This window comes from Paraburkholderia sp. (assembly GCF_047605525.1).
GTDB lineage: Bacteria > Pseudomonadota > Gammaproteobacteria > Burkholderiales > Burkholderiaceae > Paraburkholderia.
The window spans coordinates 71,363-87,982 of record NZ_JASGFN010000005.1 but is presented as its reverse complement, the minus strand read 5'-3'; the positions used below and the strand labels follow the sequence as shown (position 1 = coordinate 87,982).

Genomic DNA, 16,620 nt, shown 5'->3' with positions numbered 1-16,620 from the left:
AACCACAAGCCAACCACAACGACCCTGTCGCACCCTTAACCACGTTTCATCTCGCAGCCTGGAGCAACCTCATGAACCTGCTGGTCCCGTCTTCTCCGTTTCGTTTGCGCGCGCTGGTCAGCGGCGGCGCGGTGGTGTTCGCGATGCTCGCGGGCAATCCGGCGTACGCCGAAACCACGGCCGTGATGGCCGTCGCGTCGACCTTCACGACGCTCGACCCGTACGACGCGAACGACACGCTGTCGCAAGCGGTCGCGAAGTCGTTCTACCAGGGGCTGTTCGGCTTCGACAAGGACATGAAGCTCGTCAATGTGCTCGCCGACAGCTATGAGGCGAGCCCCGACGCGCGCGTCTACACGATCAAGCTGCGCCACGGTGTGAAGTTCCAGGACGGTACCGACTTCAACGCGGCGGCGGTCAAGGCGAACTTCGACCGCGTGACCGATCCGGCGAACAAGCTGAAGCGCTACAACATGTTCAACCGCATCGAGAAGACCGAGGTGGTCGATCCGTACACGGTGCGCATCACGCTGAAGGCGCCGTTCTCCGCGTTCATCAACGTGCTCGCGCATCCGTCGGCGGTGATGATTTCGCCGGACGCGCTGAAGAAGTACGGCAAGGACATCGCGTTCCATCCGGTCGGCACCGGCCCGTTCGAACTCGTGAAGTGGGACCCGGCGGGCGACCTGACGGTGAAGAAGTTCGCCGGCTACTGGAAGAAGGGTTATCCGAAGATCGATGCGATCGACTGGAAGCCGGTCGTCGACAACAACACGCGCGCCGCGCTGATGCGCACCGGCGAAGCGGACTTCGCGTTCCAGGTGCCGTTCGAGCAGGCCGCGCAATTGCAGTCGAGCCCGAAGGTCGATCTGATCGCGGCGCCGTCGATCATCGAGCGCTACATCAGCCTGAACATGAACCAGAAGCCCTTCGACAACCTGAAGGTGCGCGAAGCGCTGAACTACGCGGTGAACAAGGAAGCGCTGACGAAGGTCGCGTTCGCCGGCTATGCGACGCCGGCCGAAGGCGTGGTGCCGCAGGGCGTCGATTACGCGACGAAGCTCGGCCCCTGGCCGTACGATCCGGCGAAGGCGCGCGAGCTGCTGAAGGAAGCCGGCTATCCGAACGGTTTCGAAACCACGCTGTGGTCCGCGTATAACTACTCGACCGCGCAGAAGGTGATCCAGTTCGTGCAGCAGCAGCTCGCGCAGGTCGGCATCAAGGCGAGCGTCGAGGCGCTGGAGGCGGGCCAGCGCGTGGCCAGGGTCGAAAGCGCGCAGGACCCGGCGAGCGCGCCGGTGCGCATGTACTACGCGGGCTGGTCGTCGTCGACCGGTGAAGCCGACTGGGCGATCAGCCCGCTGCTCGCCGGCTACTCGTTCCCGCCGAAGATGGTCAACACCGCGTATTACAAGAATGACACCGTCGACAGTGATCTGAAGAAGGCGCTCGAAACCACCGACCGCACGCAGAAGGCCGCGCTCTACACGGATGCGCAAAAGCGCATCTGGGCCGACGCGCCGTGGATCTTCCTCGTCAAGGAGAAGGTCGTGTACGCGCGCAGCAAGCGTCTGTCGGGTGCGTACGTCGCGCCGGACGGCTCGTTCAATTTCGACGAGATCGCGATCAAGTGATGCGCTGATCGTGCGGCAGTCGCGGCTGCACTTACCGCCGCCCGTCTGCCGCCGCATTCGATTCTCCGTTGCCCGCATCCTTGCCGGACTGGTTTCATGCTGAACTTTCTCGTCAAACGTCTCTTTGGCCTGCTGCCGACGCTCTTCATCGTCGCCGTGCTGGTGTTCCTCTTCGTGCATCTGCTGCCGGGCGATCCGGCGCGGCTCGCCGCCGGTCCCGAAGCGGACGAGGCGACCGTCGCGCTGGTGCGCTCCGACCTCGGCCTCGACAAGCCGCTGCCGCAGCAGTTCGTGCGTTTCTTCTGGCGGATGGCGCACGGCGACTTCGGCACCTCGACGCGCAGCAAGCGGCCGGTGAGCGAGGAAATCGCCGAGCGCTTCATGCCGACCCTGTGGCTGACGATCGCGAGCATGGTGTGGGCGGTCGTGTTCGGCATGGCGCTCGGCATCGTGTCGGCGGTGTGGCGCAACCGCTGGCCCGACCGGTTGGGGATGACGCTCGCGGTGTCGGGTATTTCGTTTCCGGCATTCGCGCTCGGCATGCTGCTGATGGAAATCTTCTCGGTGAAACTCGGCTGGCTGCCGATCGTCGGCGACGGTTCGTGGCGCAGCTACGTGCTGCCGTCGCTGACGCTCGGCGCGGCGGTCGCGGCGGTGATGGCGCGCTTCACGCGCGCGTCGTTCGTCGAAGTGATGCACGAGGATTTCGTGCGCACCGCGCGCGCGAAGGGCGTGCCCGAGCGGCTCGTGATCGTCAAGCATTGCCTGCGCAACGCGCTGATTCCCGTCGTCACGATGATGGGCTTGCAGTTCGGCTTTCTGCTGGGCGGCTCGATCGTCGTCGAGGTGGTGTTCAACTGGCCGGGCCTCGGGCGCCTGCTCGTCGATGCCGTATCGATGCGCGACTACCCGATCATTCAGGCCGAGGTGCTGTTGTTCTCGCTCGAATTCATCATCATCAATCTGATCGTGGATGTGCTGTACGCCGTGATCAACCCGACTATCCGTTTCAAGTGAGGCCCGCATGAGCACCACTGCCACCGGGCCGAACGAGGCCAACGCCACGCCCGCCGAACGCGCGATCCGCACCCCGTGGAGCGAGTTCTGGCGCAAATTCCGCAAGCAGCATGTCGCGATGATCGCCGGCGTGTTCGTACTGCTGCTGATCGTGGTCGCGATCGTCGCGCCGCATATCGTGCCGTACGATCCGGAGAACTTCTTCGACTACGACGCGCTGAACGCGGGGCCGTCGGCCGCGCACTGGTTCGGCGTCGATTCGCTGGGCCGCGATATCTTCAGCCGCATCCTCGTCGGTTCGCGCATTTCGCTCGAGGCGGGCTTTCTGTCGGTTGCGATCGGCGCGGTGATCGGCACGTTCTTCGGCCTGCTGGCCGGCTACTACGAAGGCTGGTGGGACCGCATCACGATGCGTGTCGCCGACGTGCTGTTCGCGTTCCCCGGCATTCTGCTCGCGATCGGCGTGGTCGCGATTCTCGGCAACGGCATGATCAACGTGATCTGCGCGGTCGCGATCTTCAGCATTCCGGCGTTCGCGCGGCTCGTGCGCGGCAATACGCTGATGCTCAAGCAGCTCACCTATATCGAGGCGGCGCGCAGCATCGGCGCGTCGGACTGGACGATCATCGTGCGGCATATTCTGCCGGGCACGATTTCGTCGGTCGTCGTGTATCTGACGATGCGCATCGGCACGTCGATCATCACCGCGGCGAGCCTGTCGTTTCTCGGTCTCGGCGCGCAACCGCCGACCCCCGAGTGGGGCGCGATGCTCAACGAGGCGCGCGCCGACATGGTGACGGCGCCGCACATCGCGCTGTTTCCGAGTCTCGCGATCTTCCTGACCGTGCTCGCGTTCAACCTGCTCGGCGACGGTCTGCGCGACGCGCTCGATCCGAAGCTGGACCGTCCATGAGCGTGTTCGATTCTTCCGTGTTGCGCGCGCCGCATATCGGCCAGTTGCCCGCCGGCGCGCTCGGCACGATAGCGGACGTGGCGGGCGTCACAGTCGGGCATTGCACGCTCGCCGACGGCGCGCTGCAAACCGGCGTGACGGTGATCCGTCCGCACCGGGGCGATCCGTTCGTCGACAAGGTGCCCGCGGCGGCGTCGGTCATCAACGGCTTCGGCAAGAGCGTCGGGCTCGTGCAGCTCGACGAACTCGGCACGCTGGAGACGCCGATCGCCTTGACCAACACGTTCGGCGTCGGCGCGCTCGCGCAGGCGCAGATCCGGGCGGCGATCCGCGCGAATCCACGCATCGGCCGCGAATGGTCGACGGTCAATCCGCTCGTGTTCGAATGCAACGACGGGTATCTGAACGATATCCAGGCGCTCGCCGTTAGCGGGCAGCATTTCGACGAAGCATTCGATGCCGCCGGCAGCGATGTGGCAAGCGGTGCGGTCGGCGCGGGGCGCGGGATGTCGTGCTTCGATCTGAAGGGCGGGATCGGCAACGCGTCGCGTGTGGTCAGCGCGGCGGGGCGCGATTACACCGTGGGGGCGCTCGTGCTCGCGAACTTCGGCCGTCTGCCGATGCTGACGATCGACGGCACGCCGCTCGGCCGCGTGCTGGCCGAACGCGCGGCTGCGGTCGCCGCCAGTGCCGCTAGCGCCGCGAAGCCCGAGCAAGGCTCGATCATCATGATCGTCGCCACCGACGCGCCGCTCGACGCGCGTCAGCTCAAGCGCCTGTCGTTGCGCGCGGCGGCCGGCCTCGCGCGCACCGGCTCGGTGTACGGCCACGGCAGCGGCGATATCGCGCTCGCGTTCTCGAGCGCGTATACGGTGCCGCACGGCGCCGACTTCGTCACGCTGCCGCCGCTCGTCGCCGATCACTGCCTCGATCCGCTGTTTCGCGCCTGCGCGGACAGCGTCGAGCAGGCGATCGTCGATGCGTTGTGGAGCGCCGAATCCGTGACCGGCCGCGACGGCCATCAACGCCTGTCGCTGCGCGACAGCGTGCCGGATCTTGCCCAACTGCTGACTGCTACCTGCTGACTACTCCGCAATGAAAGTTCTCGTTTCCACCGACATCGAAGGCGTGGCCGGTGTCTTCCATCCCGAGCAGACGCACGCGGGCAACGGCGAATACGAAGCCGCGCGCCGCTGGATGACGTTCGAAGCCAACGCCGCGATCGAAGGTGCGTTCGCGGGCGGCGCGACCGACGTATGGGTCAACGATTCGCACGGCGGCTTTCGCAACCTGCTGCCCGACCTGCTCGATCCGCGCGCGCGGATCGTGCTCGGCAAGCCGCGCACGCTCGGCATGATGGCCGGGCTCGAATACGGCGCGGCGCTCGTGTTCATGATCGGCTATCACGCGAAGGCGCAAACGCACGGCATCCTCGCGCACACGATCAACAGCTTTGCGTTCGCGCGTGTCGCGTTCAATGGTGTCGAACTCGGCGAAGCGGGGTTGTACGGCGCGCTCGCCGAGGAATATGGCGCACGTGTCGCGCTTTTATCGGGCGACGACGTGTTCGCCGAGGAAACCGCGCCGCGCTTTCCGGGCGCGCGCTTCGTCGTCACGAAGCGCGCCAGCGGGCATGCGAGCGGTGTGACGCAATCGCCCGCGAGCGTGCGCGAGGCGCTTCGCGATGCCGCGCACGACGTGGTGCTACAGCACCTCGACGCGGGCCGCGCGCCGCAAGCAACGCGTGCGCGGGCACAAGCGGTCGAGTGTGAACTGCGTGTGCAGACGAGCGGGCTCGCCGATCTGTTTTGCCAATGGCCGACGCTCACGCGCGTCGATGGCGTGACGCTGCGCTTTAGCGCGGCGTCGGCCGAGCATGCGGTGCGGATGTTGAACTGCCTGTCGGCGATGTCGTTCATGCTGCGTTGAGCGGCCGGCGACGCTGGCGCTTGCACGCGGGCCGACCGATGCAGACCGATGCGCTCTATTGCTGCCGGCTCAACTCACGCGCCGCGCGGTCGATCGCATCGGCCACCGCGCCCGCATGCGACACCGGCACGAGATGGCTCGACGCGACCGGCACCACCTTCGCGCCGATCCGCTCGGCGATCATTTTCTGCAGCGCGGGCGACACCGCGCGGTCTTTCGTCGTCAGCACGTACCACGACGGCTTGTCTTTCCAGCCAACCTGATCGACCGGTTCGTTGAACGCCTGCGCCGCGATCGGCACCTGCGCGGCCGCGAGCACACGCGTGACGGTCTGCGGCACGTCGGCCGCGAGGTCGTTGTGATAGTGCGCGCGGTCGAGCCACAGAAAACCGTTCGCGTCCGCGCTGATGCTCTGGCCGGCCGGCATCGGCGTTCCCTGTTTCAGCACGTCCATCGCCGATTGGTGCATGTCGGGCGCGAGCGCGGCCACGTACACGAGCCCGGCGACGTTCGGCGCATTCCCCGCGACCTCGGTGATCACGACGCCGCCCCACGAATGCCCGACCAGCAGCACCGGACCGTTCTCGCGCGCGAGCACGCGGCGGGTCGCGGCGACGTCGTCGGCGAGCGACGTGAGCGGGTTCTGCACCGAGCTCACGTGATAGCCCTTTTGCTGCAGCTTCGCGACCACGCCGTTCCAGCTCGAGCCGTCGACGAACGCGCCATGCACCAGCACGATGTTGCGCACGGGGCCGGTGAGCGGCGCGGCAGCGGGCTTGCCGCCCGCTTCGGTTGCGGGTGGGGTAGCCGGTTCGTTGGCCGGCTGCTCCGCGGACGGTGGGCTGGCGGCTGGCGCGGCGGCCGGAGTGGTTTGCGCGAGCGCCGTCGCGCCCGCGAAGCAGAGGCACAAAACGGCGCCGCAAAGCAGACGTTCAGGCAGCATGTTGAGTCTCCGCAGGCTGAGAGTTCGACTACGGCAACATACCGAAGCGCGATTCCCATGACAATAAGAATCGGCGCGCTTAAGTGCGGAGCAGAACCAACGGGGGTTGCACCGAATGTCTGATGAATATCGGCCGGCGTAAAATTATCGGTTTTGCCGGGCCGGATCATGCGTGCGGGCCGGTGGTCGATCTCCATACAGCAGGGCGCAATGAATAGTGCACAGCAGCAACAGGGCCTGAAGCGCGGGCTCAAGAATCGCCACATCCAGTTGATCGCGCTGGGCGGCGCGATCGGCACGGGTCTCTTTCTCGGCTCCGCGAGCGTGTTGCAGGCGGCCGGTCCGTCGATGATTCTCGGCTACGCGATCGGCGGCGTGATCGCGTTCATGATCATGCGGCAACTCGGCGAGATGGTCGCGCAGGAGCCGGTCGCCGGATCGTTCAGCCACTTCGCTTACAAATACTGGGGCGACTTTCCCGGCTTCCTGTCGGGCTGGAACTACTGGGTGCTGTACGTGCTCGTCAGCATGGCCGAGCTGACCGCGGTCGGCACCTACGTGCATTACTGGTGGCCGAGCGTGCCGACCTGGGTGTCGGCGCTGGTGTGCTTCGCGATCATCAACGCGATTAACCTCGCCAACGTGAAGGCCTACGGCGAAACCGAGTTCTGGTTCGCGATCGTCAAGGTCGTCGCGGTGATCGGCATGATCCTGTTCGGCGGCTATCTGCTGGTGAGCGGTCACGGCGGCCCGCAGGCATCGGTCGCGAACCTGTGGAGCCACGGCGGCTTCTTCCCGCACGGCTTTCACGGGCTCTTCATGATGCTCGCGGTGATCATGTTCTCGTTCGGCGGGCTCGAGCTGATCGGCATTACGGCCGCCGAGGCCGCCGAGCCGCAAAAGAGCATTCCGAAAGCGGTCAACCAGGTGATCCTGCGGATTTTGATTTTCTATATCTGCTCGCTCGCGGTGCTGCTGTCGCTGTATCCGTGGAACGAGGTGGCGGCGGGCGGCAGCCCGTTCGTGATGATCTTCTCGCAGATCGGCTCGACGCTCACCGCGAACGTGCTGAACGTGGTGGTGCTGACCGCCGCGCTGTCGGTGTACAACAGCGGCGTGTATGCGAACAGCCGCATGCTGTACGGTCTCGCGGAGCAGGGCAACGCGCCGCGCGCGCTGCTGAAAGTCGACCGGCGCGGCGTTCCGTACATGGCGATCGGCTTGTCCGCGCTCGCGACGTTCGCGTGCGTGATCATCAACTACGTGATTCCGGCCGAGGCGCTGGGCCTGTTGATGTCGCTCGTGGTCGCGGCACTGGTGCTGAACTGGGCGCTGATCAGCCTCACCCATCTGAAGTCGCGCAAGGCGATGGTGGCCGCCGGCGAAACGCTGGTGTTCCGCTCGTTCTGGTTCCCGGTCAGCAACTGGATCTGCCTCGCGTTCATGGCGCTGATCCTCGTGATTCTCGCGTTGACGCCGGGGTTGTCGGTGTCGGTGTGGCTGGTGCCTGCGTGGCTCGTGCTGATGTGGGGTGGGTATGTGATCAAGCGGCGGCGCGAGGGTGTGGGTGGCGGTATCGGGGTGGCGGGCAGATAGATAGATGCCGATTTGTATGATGCGGGGGGTGGCGGCCTGGTTTTTTTACGGGCCGATTTTCACGAATCGGTAATCTCCGTCCGATCGCTCGGTGCGAAGTCGGCCTATGCCGATGGTGTCGGGCGATTATTTAAAGGCTTTGCGTCGCGCGGTATTTTTCGCGAGGAGCCAACGTTTCTGGTGGGGGAGACAGATGGGACTGCTAGGGGCTGACGATGTCTTCCGGACGATTGAAAGTCGGGAAGATCTTTTTGATGGTGCCCAGGGCCGGAATCGAACCGGCACGCCTTGCGGCGGGGGATTTTGAGTCCCCTGCGTCTACCAATTTCACCACCTGGGCAGGTTCTGCGTAAATGCAGAAGCCGCAGATTATGGCCGAAAATCGATCGGCGGGCAAGCCGATTGCTTTCGCCCGCCGCGCGGCTGGCGGACCGGCTTCACACCGTGCGAGAAAACCGTTCGAGCGTCTGCTCGCCGAGATAGCGGTCAAACACCATCGCGATATTGCGCACGAGCATGCGTCCAGCCATTTGCACTTCGAGCTTGCGGGCACCGAGCGCGATCAGTCCATCTTCCTCGAAGCCGCGCAAGCGCGCGAGTTCCGGTGCGAACGTCCCGGCGAAGCGGATGCCGTATGCGGCTTCCAGTTCGTCGAAGCGCACTTCGAGATTGCACATGATCTGCGTGATCACGTCGCGCCGCAAACGGTCGTCGGCGGACAGGCGGATGCCGCGCGCAATCGCGAGCCGGTCCGCGTCGATCGCTTCAGCATAAGCTGGCAGGTCCTTCGCGTTCTGCGCGTACACGTCACCGACCTTGCCGATCGACGATGCGCCGAAGCCGATCAGATCGCATTCGGCCCGCGTGCTATAGCCCTGGAAATTGCGATGCAACGAACGCTGCGCCTGTGCGCGCGCGAGTTCGTCGGAGGGCAGCGCGAAGTGATCCATGCCGATATAGACATAGCCCGCCTCCGTCAGACGTTCGACCACCCGTTGCAGCAGCGCGAGCCGCTCGGCGGGCGACGGCAGCGTCGCGGGGTCCATCTGGCGCTGCATCTTGAAGAGCTGCGGCATGTGCGCGTACGCGAACACCGAGAGGCGGTCCGGCGCGAGTGCGAGCATCGTGTCGAGCGTGCGGCTGAAGCTCGCGACAGTTTGATGCGGCAGGCCGTAAATCAGATCGACGCCGATCGAATGAAAACCCGCGGCGCGCGCGGCCTGCATCACCGACTCGGTCATTTCGAACGGCTGAATGCGGTTGATCGCCTGCTGCACGCGCGGATCGAAGTCCTGCACGCCGAGGCTCAGCCGGTTGAAGCCGAGGCGGCGCAGAAGCGCGATGGTATCGGGCGACGCTTCGCGCGGATCGACCTCGATCGAATATTCGGCTTCATCGTCGGGCAGCAGCGTGAAATGCTCACGCGTCGCGGCCATTAGCTCCGCCATTTCATCGTGCGACAGAAAGGTCGGCGTGCCGCCGCCCCAATGCAGTTGCGACACCGGCCGCCGCGTGTCGAAACACGCTGCCTGCAGGCTGATTTCGCGTTTCAACCGCTCGACGTACGGACGCGCATGCGCGCGATTCTTCGTCGCGACCTTGTTGCAGCCGCAGTAGAAGCACACGGTGTCGCAGAACGGAATGTGGAAGTAGAGCGACAGATCGGTCGACGCGGCGCCCGGGTCGGCGGCGGCGCGTCGATAGTCGGCGGGGTCGAACGTATCGCGAAACTGCGGCGCGGTCGGATAGGACGTATAGCGTGGACCGTTCGCGCTGTAGCGGGCAAGGAGATCGGGACGAAATAGCGAGTCGGCGAGGGACATGGATAACTCGTGGCGGTTGGGCCGTTGCGCGGAGCGCGTCATGAGGCAGCACAGCGAAGTTGCCGCGGGGCGGCGGAAGCGGCGTCTTTCATGCAAGGCCTTTCGGAGCTTTCGAGTCTAAGTGAGCGCTCATCGCCTCGATTGTGTAAAAAGGTCGCACGGAAAGTGCAGTGGCACAATGCAGGTCTGGCAACGCGTTGCCAAGGTTTCAGTTCAGGAAGGATGACGTGGATCAAGAGTTGAACAGCGGATCGGGAAGTGCCGGGGTGAAAGAGGCGAGGGCGAACGCAGTTACCGCGCAACCCGAGTCGCCGTTTCAGGTGGCCGGTCACGCGTGCCGCCCCGATTGCGGAGCCTGCTGTATCGCGCCGTCGATTTCGAGCCCGATTCCGGGCATGCCGAACGGCAAGCCGGCGGGCGTGCGCTGTGTGCAACTCGGCGACGATCTGCGCTGCACGATCTTCGGCCGGCCGGAGCGGCCCGCGTGCTGCTCGGGGCTGCAGCCGCAACGCGAGATGTGCGGCGCGAACCGTGGCGAAGCGCTCGCATGGCTCACGCAACTCGAGGCGCAAACGCAGCCGCAACCTCTATCCCGTCGCTAACCGTCTCTAACGCGTGGCGCCCGTCATCGAGGTGGTCGCGCGACCGAACCGCATCAGGCAAACGCAAGCAAGATGTCCGCAAGGGTTTCCATAGGAGATTTCGCATGACTCGACCCGCAGCGCCCACCCGGCGCCGCTTTCTGCGCGCCGCGCTGACCGGCTGCAGCGTGCTCGGCATCACCATTTCGCTTGCGGCTTGCGCAAGCTCGACGTTTCCATTCATCCCGTCGCACTACACGTTCTCGAAGCAGCAGGTGCAAGAGGCGGTACAACGCAAATTCCCCTATCAGCGCACGGTGTCGCAGGTGTTCGACGTCGCGTTGTCCAATCCGGTGGTGGGCTTGCTGCCCGATGCGAACCGCGTATCGGTGCAGCTCGACGCGCGCTTTGCGAGCCCGTTCCTGCAGCAGCCGGTCGATGGCGTGTTCACGCTGTCGAGCGAACTCGCGTACGACCCGGCCAGCCGCTCGGTGATCCTCAAAGCGCCGAATGTCGACAACGTCAGCGTGAGCGGTCAGGCGCAGATGTACACGCAGCAGATCAACGCCGCCGCGGCACTGCTCGCCACGCAATTGCTGAGCAACTATCCGATCTACACGTTCAAGCCCGAGCAACTGCAATTTGCCGGCGTGAATTACGAACCCGGTACAATCACCATCCTTACAAACGGCATACGCGTGCAGATCGTCGAAAAATGACACGTGCGCGCGGCCGGCAGGGCCGCGCATGCCTGGATCACCTCCATGCGGGCCCTGTTCGTTGTGACAACCTACCGCGATAAGGGGCACGGATGGACTGGTTATTGGCTTGCAAAGCGCTGATTCTCGGCGTCGTCGAGGGTTTGACGGAATTCTTGCCGGTGTCGAGCACCGGTCATCTGATCGTCGTCGGCAGCCTGCTCGATTTCTCCGACGATCACGCGAAAACCTTCGATGTCGTGATCCAGCTCGGCGCGATTCTCGCCGTGTGCTGGGAGTTTCGCTGCCGCATCGGCGATGTCGTGATCGGTTTGCCGAGCCGGCCCGACGCGCGCCGCTTCGCGCTGAACGTGATCATCGCGACGATTCCGGCGATCCTCCTCGGCCTGCTGTTCGAGAAATCGATCAAGGCGGCGCTGTTTTCGCCGGTGCCGGTCGCGTTTGCGCTGGTCGTGGGCGGCGTTGTGATCCTGTGGGCCGAAGCACGTCAGCGCGCGCGCGGCGAAGCAGCGGTGCGGGTGCGCAGCGTCGATGATCTGGGCCCGCTCGATGCGCTGAAGGTCGGCCTCGCGCAGTGCTTCGCGCTGATTCCGGGCACCTCGCGCTCGGGCGCGACGATCATCGGCGGGATGCTGTTCGGACTGGAGCGTCGCGTCGCCACCGAGTTTTCGTTTTTTCTCGCGATTCCGATTATGTTCGGCGCGACCGCCTACGAGTTGTACAAGGACTGGCACCTGCTCACGACCGATGCGCTCGGCAGCTTCGCGCTCGGTTTCGTGGCGGCGTTCGTGAGTGCGTTTATCTGCGTGCGCTGGTTGCTGCGCTATGTCGCGTCGCACGACTTCACCGTGTTCGCGTGGTACCGGATCGGCTTCGGCCTGCTGATTCTGCTGATCGGGTATAGCGGCGGGTTGAGCTGGGCGGATTGAGGTTCGCTGTCCGTGCAATGAAAAAAGGTCTGCGTTTGCAGACCTTTTTCGTTGGGTTGCCGCGTTCGCGTTACGCCGCGTCGCGCTTGCGGAACACGAGATCCCACACACCGTGACCGAGCCGCAAACCGCGCCGCTCGAACTTCGTCACCGGACGGTAGGCTGGGCGTGGCGCGTAGCCGTCGGCGGTGTTTTCGAGCAGCGGATCGGCGCCGAGCACTTCGAGCATCTGCTCGGCGTAGTTCTGCCAGTCGGTCGCGCAATGCAGATATGCGCCGGGCTTCAGGCGCGACACGAGTTGCGCGACGAACTTCGGCTGGATCAGCCGGCGCTTGTGATGGCGCGCCTTGTGCCACGGGTCCGGAAAGAAGATGTGCACGCCGTTGAGGCTGTCTGGCGCGATCATCTGTTCGAGCACTTCGACCGCGTCGTGCTGGATGATGCGGATGTTCGTCAGCGACTGCTCGCCGATCAGCTTCAGCAGCGCGCCGACGCCGGGCTCGTGAACTTCGATGCCGAGGAAATCGTCGTCGGGACGTTGCGCCGCGATTTCCGCGGTGGTCGCGCCCATGCCGAAACCGATTTCCAGTACGCGCGGCGCCTCGCGGCCGAACACGACATTCCAGTCGGGCTGTTGCGGCGCGAAGGGCAGCACGAAACGCGGGCCGAGTTCGTCGAGCGCGCGGCGCTGGCCGGTCGACACGCGGCCTGCGCGCGTGACGAAGCTGCGGATGCGGCGGTGGTGGAGTGTGTTTCCGGATGTTGCGCCGGGCGTGTCGTCGGCGGGCTGGTCCGCGGCTGTGCTCGCGGGCGTCGGGAGTTCGTCCGGCAGGCCGGAGTCGTTTGGATCGTGGATCATCGTCGATGCTGCTGCAAGGGTGAGGGCTTCGTGGCTTGCGTGGCGAGGCCGTGGGCGGTTTGCCGTTTCGCGGTGCGCGCCGCGTGGTCCGAAGCCTACGAATGGCGTGAGCCGTACGGCCTTCGGGCAGGGCGCAGCGCTTTTTGTCGCGCGCTTTGTCCGGCGGGTGCCACTACAAAAAAGCCGCCTTCAGGGAGGCGGCTCTTGCTGGATTGCGCTGAGCTCAGATGGAAAGTGGAGCGGGCGATGGGAATCGAACCCACGGCTCTAGCTTGGGAAGCTAGGGTATTACCATTATACGACGCCCGCGGAGCGCGCTATTTTACAGGGGTTTGAGCCGTTTGGGGAGGCGGGATCGTGTGAAGTGGGGTGAAAAGTGTATCCACTTCGGAAATTCTTGCTGGATACGCTGCGGCGGGTCGATCGATCGCGAGGCTGTTCGTCTCCGCTCAGTCCGGCGGGGCATTTTGCGAGGGCTTAATGCTGACCTGCAATACAACGGGAGCGGGCTGTGGTATTTTCGAGATCGTACGAAGCGGTCCAGAACCAAAAGAAATAACAGACGGGGTCAGAGTTGGCAAACTACATCGATGAAGAAATTCTCTGCGAGGCATACACGCATCTCGAGATCGACATCTTCAAGGATAAGGCAAAGCTCACGAAGTTGAAAAGCGAGATTACATCCTTTATGGAAGAGCGCGCTAAATTCTTCTTCTTGGGAGATGACGTTCACGTAAAGATTGAGTTTGAGGAAGGAAGCCTTAAGACTCGAATAATTGTTATTGGTGCAGCCGCTTCCACCATCGTGGCAGGCGTTTCAGCCTACGGTTCGTTCCGTTCCGGCGTGGACCAAATTTCGAAAGACGCCACGATGTTGGCTCAAAGTGCGAACCAGGAGCTGATTTTCAGGACGCGAACGGCTTACTGCGACCGAATTAGCATTGAGAAGCGCAAAGGGGTATTTGGTCGCGTAGACGCGTTGTTGGGGGAGCTTGATGTCGTTCGTTTGGCAGTGTCGGAGCCGAATATTCCGAGCCGCGCGATCGACCTTAAGACGTTCAACGGGGCGGTTGATAAATTGGTTGACTGGGACGCAAAGGCCGACAAACTATTCGGCAAACTCAACACAGTGGAGACCCAAGAGTGCATTGCTGCGGGATTGCTTGAGGAGTTGGATAAACTGCCGGATGCTGCTCCTTGGGAGAGTGATTTGAAGAAAAAATCGTTCCGAGCTTCAATGATCGATGCCGACCCTAAGAAGGCTTCGGACCTCGTAGCTGCGGCGGCGCGTTTTGCTTCAGTTGTCCAATCGCTTCGAGACAAGATGGCGGCGAGAGTAAAGGCTAACGGTCCGCAGCAAGCCTAATCGTTACCGTGCCTGAATATTTGACGCGGACAGTCATTCGCTTGATACGCGCCGTACTACTTCGTTCATAGAGTAGTGAACGAACTGTTTGCCAAGCTCGGTAAGTACATATTGCTTGCTGCTCTCGAAGGCTGATTCAACGGTGGAAGCGGCTGGTCCCGGCGGCTTCCTCGCTGTTTGCTTGCGCAGGAATTGGCCATCGGAATTAGTGTCACGTGCTTGTCGGATGACACCACCTGTACTCAGGTCACGGATCAGCAGCTTGTATAGGTCAGCCTCCGCCGAGTCCTCGCGAACGACGTTGCCGTAAATCGCGGTCCAGATATCAAATCGCGTTGAGCCGGGATTGCTAAAAATTTCGCGAATTACAGCAAGATGCGATTCGTGATAGGTGTCCAACCAGTCGATAAAAAGCCGAACAACGTCATCGGAACACAGTCGTGTTCCAGCAGCATTCGTCACGAGGTTTGCCACATAACGACGCTTTTCTTCGGTGTCGGCTTTGTCCCAAGTGCGAAAGGCCTTCCGCACGATGTCTAGATATTCGTCGCTCGCGAGCCGCTCATCGATGTCATCGCCGATTGCCTCGAATCGACGACCGATCTCTTGCATGGTCGCACTGAGGGTCTCCATCTTGGCTTGATGTTCTTTGAGCCATTGCGTCTGGAGAGATGATGCATGCAAACCGGCCTCTTCGGTCTTCATGCTCGCGAGGGCGCTGATGAATCCGCCGACCCATGGGATGCTCCCGAGCGCCGCCAAAGCAAACTTTTCAAGGATGCGGCGTTTAGTGCTCGGGTTTAGCTTTTCGAGCTGAGTCCTGATTTGATCGACGGCCGAATCCGTTGGAACGATCGGGTTAGGCGTGCTGTTATCCGAATTCATCCAGCCTCCACGCATTGTGCTTTAGGGCACGCCCAATTCTACAGCACAGGTTCTCGGATTTTTGCGTGGGCGGGCGATAGAGAGGGCGCTATCGCCCGTAGTCAGCGTGTGGGCGGTCTGACAGTGCGGAAAGCCTGCACAGCAACAACGAAACGCATAGCGCACGGCCGAAGCAGACCTTCGACCGAGCGTTTATTTACCACTGGCAACCGTTGCAAAGGCTTCCGGGAATTCTTCTCCGCACAGACTAAGAAGGGCGTTATATATCTCGCTATCTTGTTCTGGACCGTCAGAATGAGTGCACAGAGCAAGATATACGTTCCTTTGCTCCTGCACTCCGAAGATCAGCCACTCACCGGTCAGTTTTCGCTTGGCGGCGCGATCTTGGTAGCCTTCGATCACGAGTTTGTGAGCTAACTTTCCTTGCCAGCCAAGTTTGGACGGATTTTCATTTTCCTCAGCTGCGACGTGCGCACATAATTCATCGAACTTGTCACTCTCCGGGCCAGACAGGCCCCATTGGTTGACGATGTTTCGCATAAGAAAGCGCGGATCGAAGAAATGAACTTTCCATAGGCCACGCAGAGGTTCGTGCTTGAAAGGGCGTGGTTTCGCAGTGCTGCTGCGATTTGGACCGTGCCCTTCAAGTTGTTGGATTACGTCGGTGATCGCAAACGTGTTGATGGTTCGATGCTTCCACGCGCTGGTTAATTGTGAGAGCAAGTATTTGCTCAATCGTGACTTGTCGATTCCAGCCAGTCCGGCGTTCGATTCAGTGAACGACTGAATGTCTTGCTCTGAAATGCCGAAGCCGGCCATGATGCTCGGATCAAGATCCACGATTCGTTCTCTTTTCTAGCGGGTGTTGCGGGCAACGTCCTCTGTTGTCCAGACAACGAAGTTGGCGGGAAAGTCTTCGCATGAACGATACCCCACCATACCACGGCGATCTCCCGCCCTTAACTGCCGATCAGATTCGCGAACTGGTTGCTGCCCTTCGTGATGTTTTCGAAAGCAACCTCTCTCGCGAGCAGTTTGACGACAAGCTGCTGATGTCTCTTGAGGATGTGCCGGGATATGAATCTGGTGAAGCGTCGTCATCGCTGATCGAGTCGGCGTGGGCCGCGTATCGAGGGCCCCGAGAATGACGCGACCATTATTCCATCTTGGAGAGATTGTCGCGACGCGCGGCGTCTTCGCGCATCTTGAACATCACCGCATCGCGGCGTTTTCATATCTGATGCGTCACGCCTGCGGTGACTGGGGAATGGTGCCGTCCGAGGATGCAGCGGCGAACCGGTTTGCGGTAGAGCATGGTGCGCGCATCCTGTCGAGCTACGACATCGCGGGCAAACGTGTATGGATCATCACCGAAGCAGATCGCAGCATGACGACACTGCTGTTTCCGGACGAATATTGATCGACA

The 16,620-nt window shown here is 62.7% G+C and carries 17 protein-coding genes and 2 tRNA genes; 12 read left to right on the top strand and 7 right to left on the bottom strand.

From position 1 onward, the window contains the following. The first annotated feature begins 71 nt into the window (after positions 1-71). The 5 genes from gsiB to QM685_RS09000 all read left to right on the top strand — a co-directional run bounded on the left by gsiB (position 72) and on the right by QM685_RS09000 (position 5,493). The gene (gene gsiB, locus QM685_RS09020) at positions 72-1,634 is read left to right on the top strand and encodes a glutathione ABC transporter substrate-binding protein GsiB (RefSeq protein ID WP_415114901.1); all 1,563 of its coding nucleotides are present in this window, start codon (positions 72-74) and stop codon (positions 1,632-1,634) included. Positions 1,635-1,730: 96 nt separating this feature from the next. Beyond that, positions 1,731-2,651 carry a glutathione ABC transporter permease GsiC gene (gene gsiC / locus QM685_RS09015; RefSeq protein WP_415114899.1) on the top strand — a complete coding sequence of 307 codons (921 nt, stop codon included), beginning with the start codon at positions 1,731-1,733 and terminating at the stop codon, positions 2,649-2,651. A 7-nt stretch (positions 2,652-2,658) separates the two neighbouring features. Beyond that, on the top strand, positions 2,659-3,564 hold the full coding sequence (gene gsiD / locus QM685_RS09010) for a glutathione ABC transporter permease GsiD (protein WP_415114897.1): 906 nt from the start codon (positions 2,659-2,661) through the stop codon (positions 3,562-3,564). Further along, the gene (locus tag QM685_RS09005) at positions 3,561-4,649 is read left to right on the top strand and encodes a P1 family peptidase (protein WP_415114895.1); all 1,089 of its coding nucleotides are present in this window, start codon (positions 3,561-3,563) and stop codon (positions 4,647-4,649) included. The genes gsiD and QM685_RS09005 overlap by 4 nt, the downstream gene beginning before the upstream one ends. A gap of 10 nt (positions 4,650-4,659) precedes the next feature. Continuing rightward, on the top strand, positions 4,660-5,493 hold the full coding sequence (locus QM685_RS09000) for a M55 family metallopeptidase (RefSeq protein ID WP_415114893.1): 834 nt from the start codon (positions 4,660-4,662) through the stop codon (positions 5,491-5,493). Positions 5,494-5,548: 55 nt separating this feature from the next. Here QM685_RS09000 and QM685_RS08995 read toward each other — a convergent pair whose 3' ends face one another. Then, complete coding sequence (locus tag QM685_RS08995) at positions 5,549-6,436, bottom strand: alpha/beta fold hydrolase (RefSeq protein ID WP_415114891.1); 888 nt, start codon at positions 6,434-6,436, stop codon at positions 5,549-5,551. A 210-nt stretch (positions 6,437-6,646) separates the two neighbouring features. On the opposite strand from QM685_RS08995, the gene QM685_RS08990 reads away from it, so the two are divergent. Beyond that, complete coding sequence (locus tag QM685_RS08990; protein WP_415114889.1) at positions 6,647-8,032, top strand: amino acid permease; 1,386 nt, start codon at positions 6,647-6,649, stop codon at positions 8,030-8,032. Positions 8,033-8,287: 255 nt separating this feature from the next. Here QM685_RS08990 and QM685_RS08985 read toward each other — a convergent pair. After that, positions 8,288-8,372 (bottom strand) — tRNA-Leu (locus tag QM685_RS08985). A 97-nt stretch (positions 8,373-8,469) separates the two neighbouring features. Beyond that, positions 8,470-9,855 (bottom strand): oxygen-independent coproporphyrinogen III oxidase, encoded by a 1,386-nt coding sequence (gene hemN, locus QM685_RS08980; RefSeq protein ID WP_415114887.1) that lies wholly within the window; start codon positions 9,853-9,855, stop codon positions 8,470-8,472. Between the two features lie 320 nt (positions 9,856-10,175). Here hemN and QM685_RS08975 point away from each other — a divergent pair, with 320 nt between their 5' ends. From QM685_RS08975 to QM685_RS08965, 3 genes are all read left to right on the top strand, one after another. After that, positions 10,176-10,457 (top strand): YkgJ family cysteine cluster protein, encoded by a 282-nt coding sequence (locus QM685_RS08975; protein WP_415115383.1) that lies wholly within the window; start codon positions 10,176-10,178, stop codon positions 10,455-10,457. Positions 10,458-10,561: 104 nt separating this feature from the next. Then, positions 10,562-11,155, top strand: a complete 594-nt coding sequence (locus QM685_RS08970) for a DUF1439 domain-containing protein (RefSeq protein WP_415114885.1) — start codon at positions 10,562-10,564, stop codon at positions 11,153-11,155. 92 nt (positions 11,156-11,247) lie between these two features. After that, positions 11,248-12,084: an undecaprenyl-diphosphate phosphatase gene (locus QM685_RS08965; protein WP_415114883.1), complete on the top strand. Its 837-nt coding sequence runs from the start codon at positions 11,248-11,250 to the stop codon at positions 12,082-12,084. A 70-nt stretch (positions 12,085-12,154) separates the two neighbouring features. On the opposite strand, the gene trmB is transcribed toward QM685_RS08965, so the two are convergent. Next, the gene (gene trmB / locus QM685_RS08960) at positions 12,155-12,943 is read right to left on the bottom strand and encodes a tRNA (guanosine(46)-N7)-methyltransferase TrmB (protein WP_415114881.1); all 789 of its coding nucleotides are present in this window, start codon (positions 12,941-12,943) and stop codon (positions 12,155-12,157) included. Positions 12,944-13,178: 235 nt separating this feature from the next. Next, a tRNA-Gly gene (locus QM685_RS08955) sits at positions 13,179-13,252 on the bottom strand. 265 nt (positions 13,253-13,517) lie between these two features. Between QM685_RS08955 and QM685_RS08950 the strand changes: the two genes are divergently transcribed. Further along, the gene (locus QM685_RS08950; protein WP_415114879.1) at positions 13,518-14,309 is read left to right on the top strand and encodes a hypothetical protein; all 792 of its coding nucleotides are present in this window, start codon (positions 13,518-13,520) and stop codon (positions 14,307-14,309) included. Positions 14,310-14,342: 33 nt separating this feature from the next. Here QM685_RS08950 and QM685_RS08945 read toward each other — a convergent pair whose 3' ends face one another. Both QM685_RS08945 and QM685_RS08940 read right to left on the bottom strand, forming a co-directional pair. Continuing rightward, complete coding sequence (locus QM685_RS08945; RefSeq protein ID WP_415114877.1) at positions 14,343-15,194, bottom strand: hypothetical protein; 852 nt, start codon at positions 15,192-15,194, stop codon at positions 14,343-14,345. 192 nt (positions 15,195-15,386) lie between these two features. Further along, positions 15,387-16,034, bottom strand: coding sequence for a hypothetical protein (locus QM685_RS08940; protein ID WP_415114875.1), 648 nt, complete (start codon positions 16,032-16,034; stop codon positions 15,387-15,389). An 80-nt stretch (positions 16,035-16,114) separates the two neighbouring features. Between QM685_RS08940 and QM685_RS08935 the strand changes: the two genes are divergently transcribed. Both QM685_RS08935 and QM685_RS08930 read left to right on the top strand, forming a co-directional pair. Continuing rightward, on the top strand, positions 16,115-16,342 hold the full coding sequence (locus tag QM685_RS08935; RefSeq protein ID WP_415114873.1) for a hypothetical protein: 228 nt from the start codon (positions 16,115-16,117) through the stop codon (positions 16,340-16,342). Then, positions 16,339-16,614, top strand: coding sequence for a hypothetical protein (locus QM685_RS08930; RefSeq protein WP_415114871.1), 276 nt, complete (start codon positions 16,339-16,341; stop codon positions 16,612-16,614). Before QM685_RS08935 ends, QM685_RS08930 begins: the two co-directional genes overlap by 4 nt. The last annotated feature ends 6 nt before the right edge of the window (positions 16,615-16,620 follow it).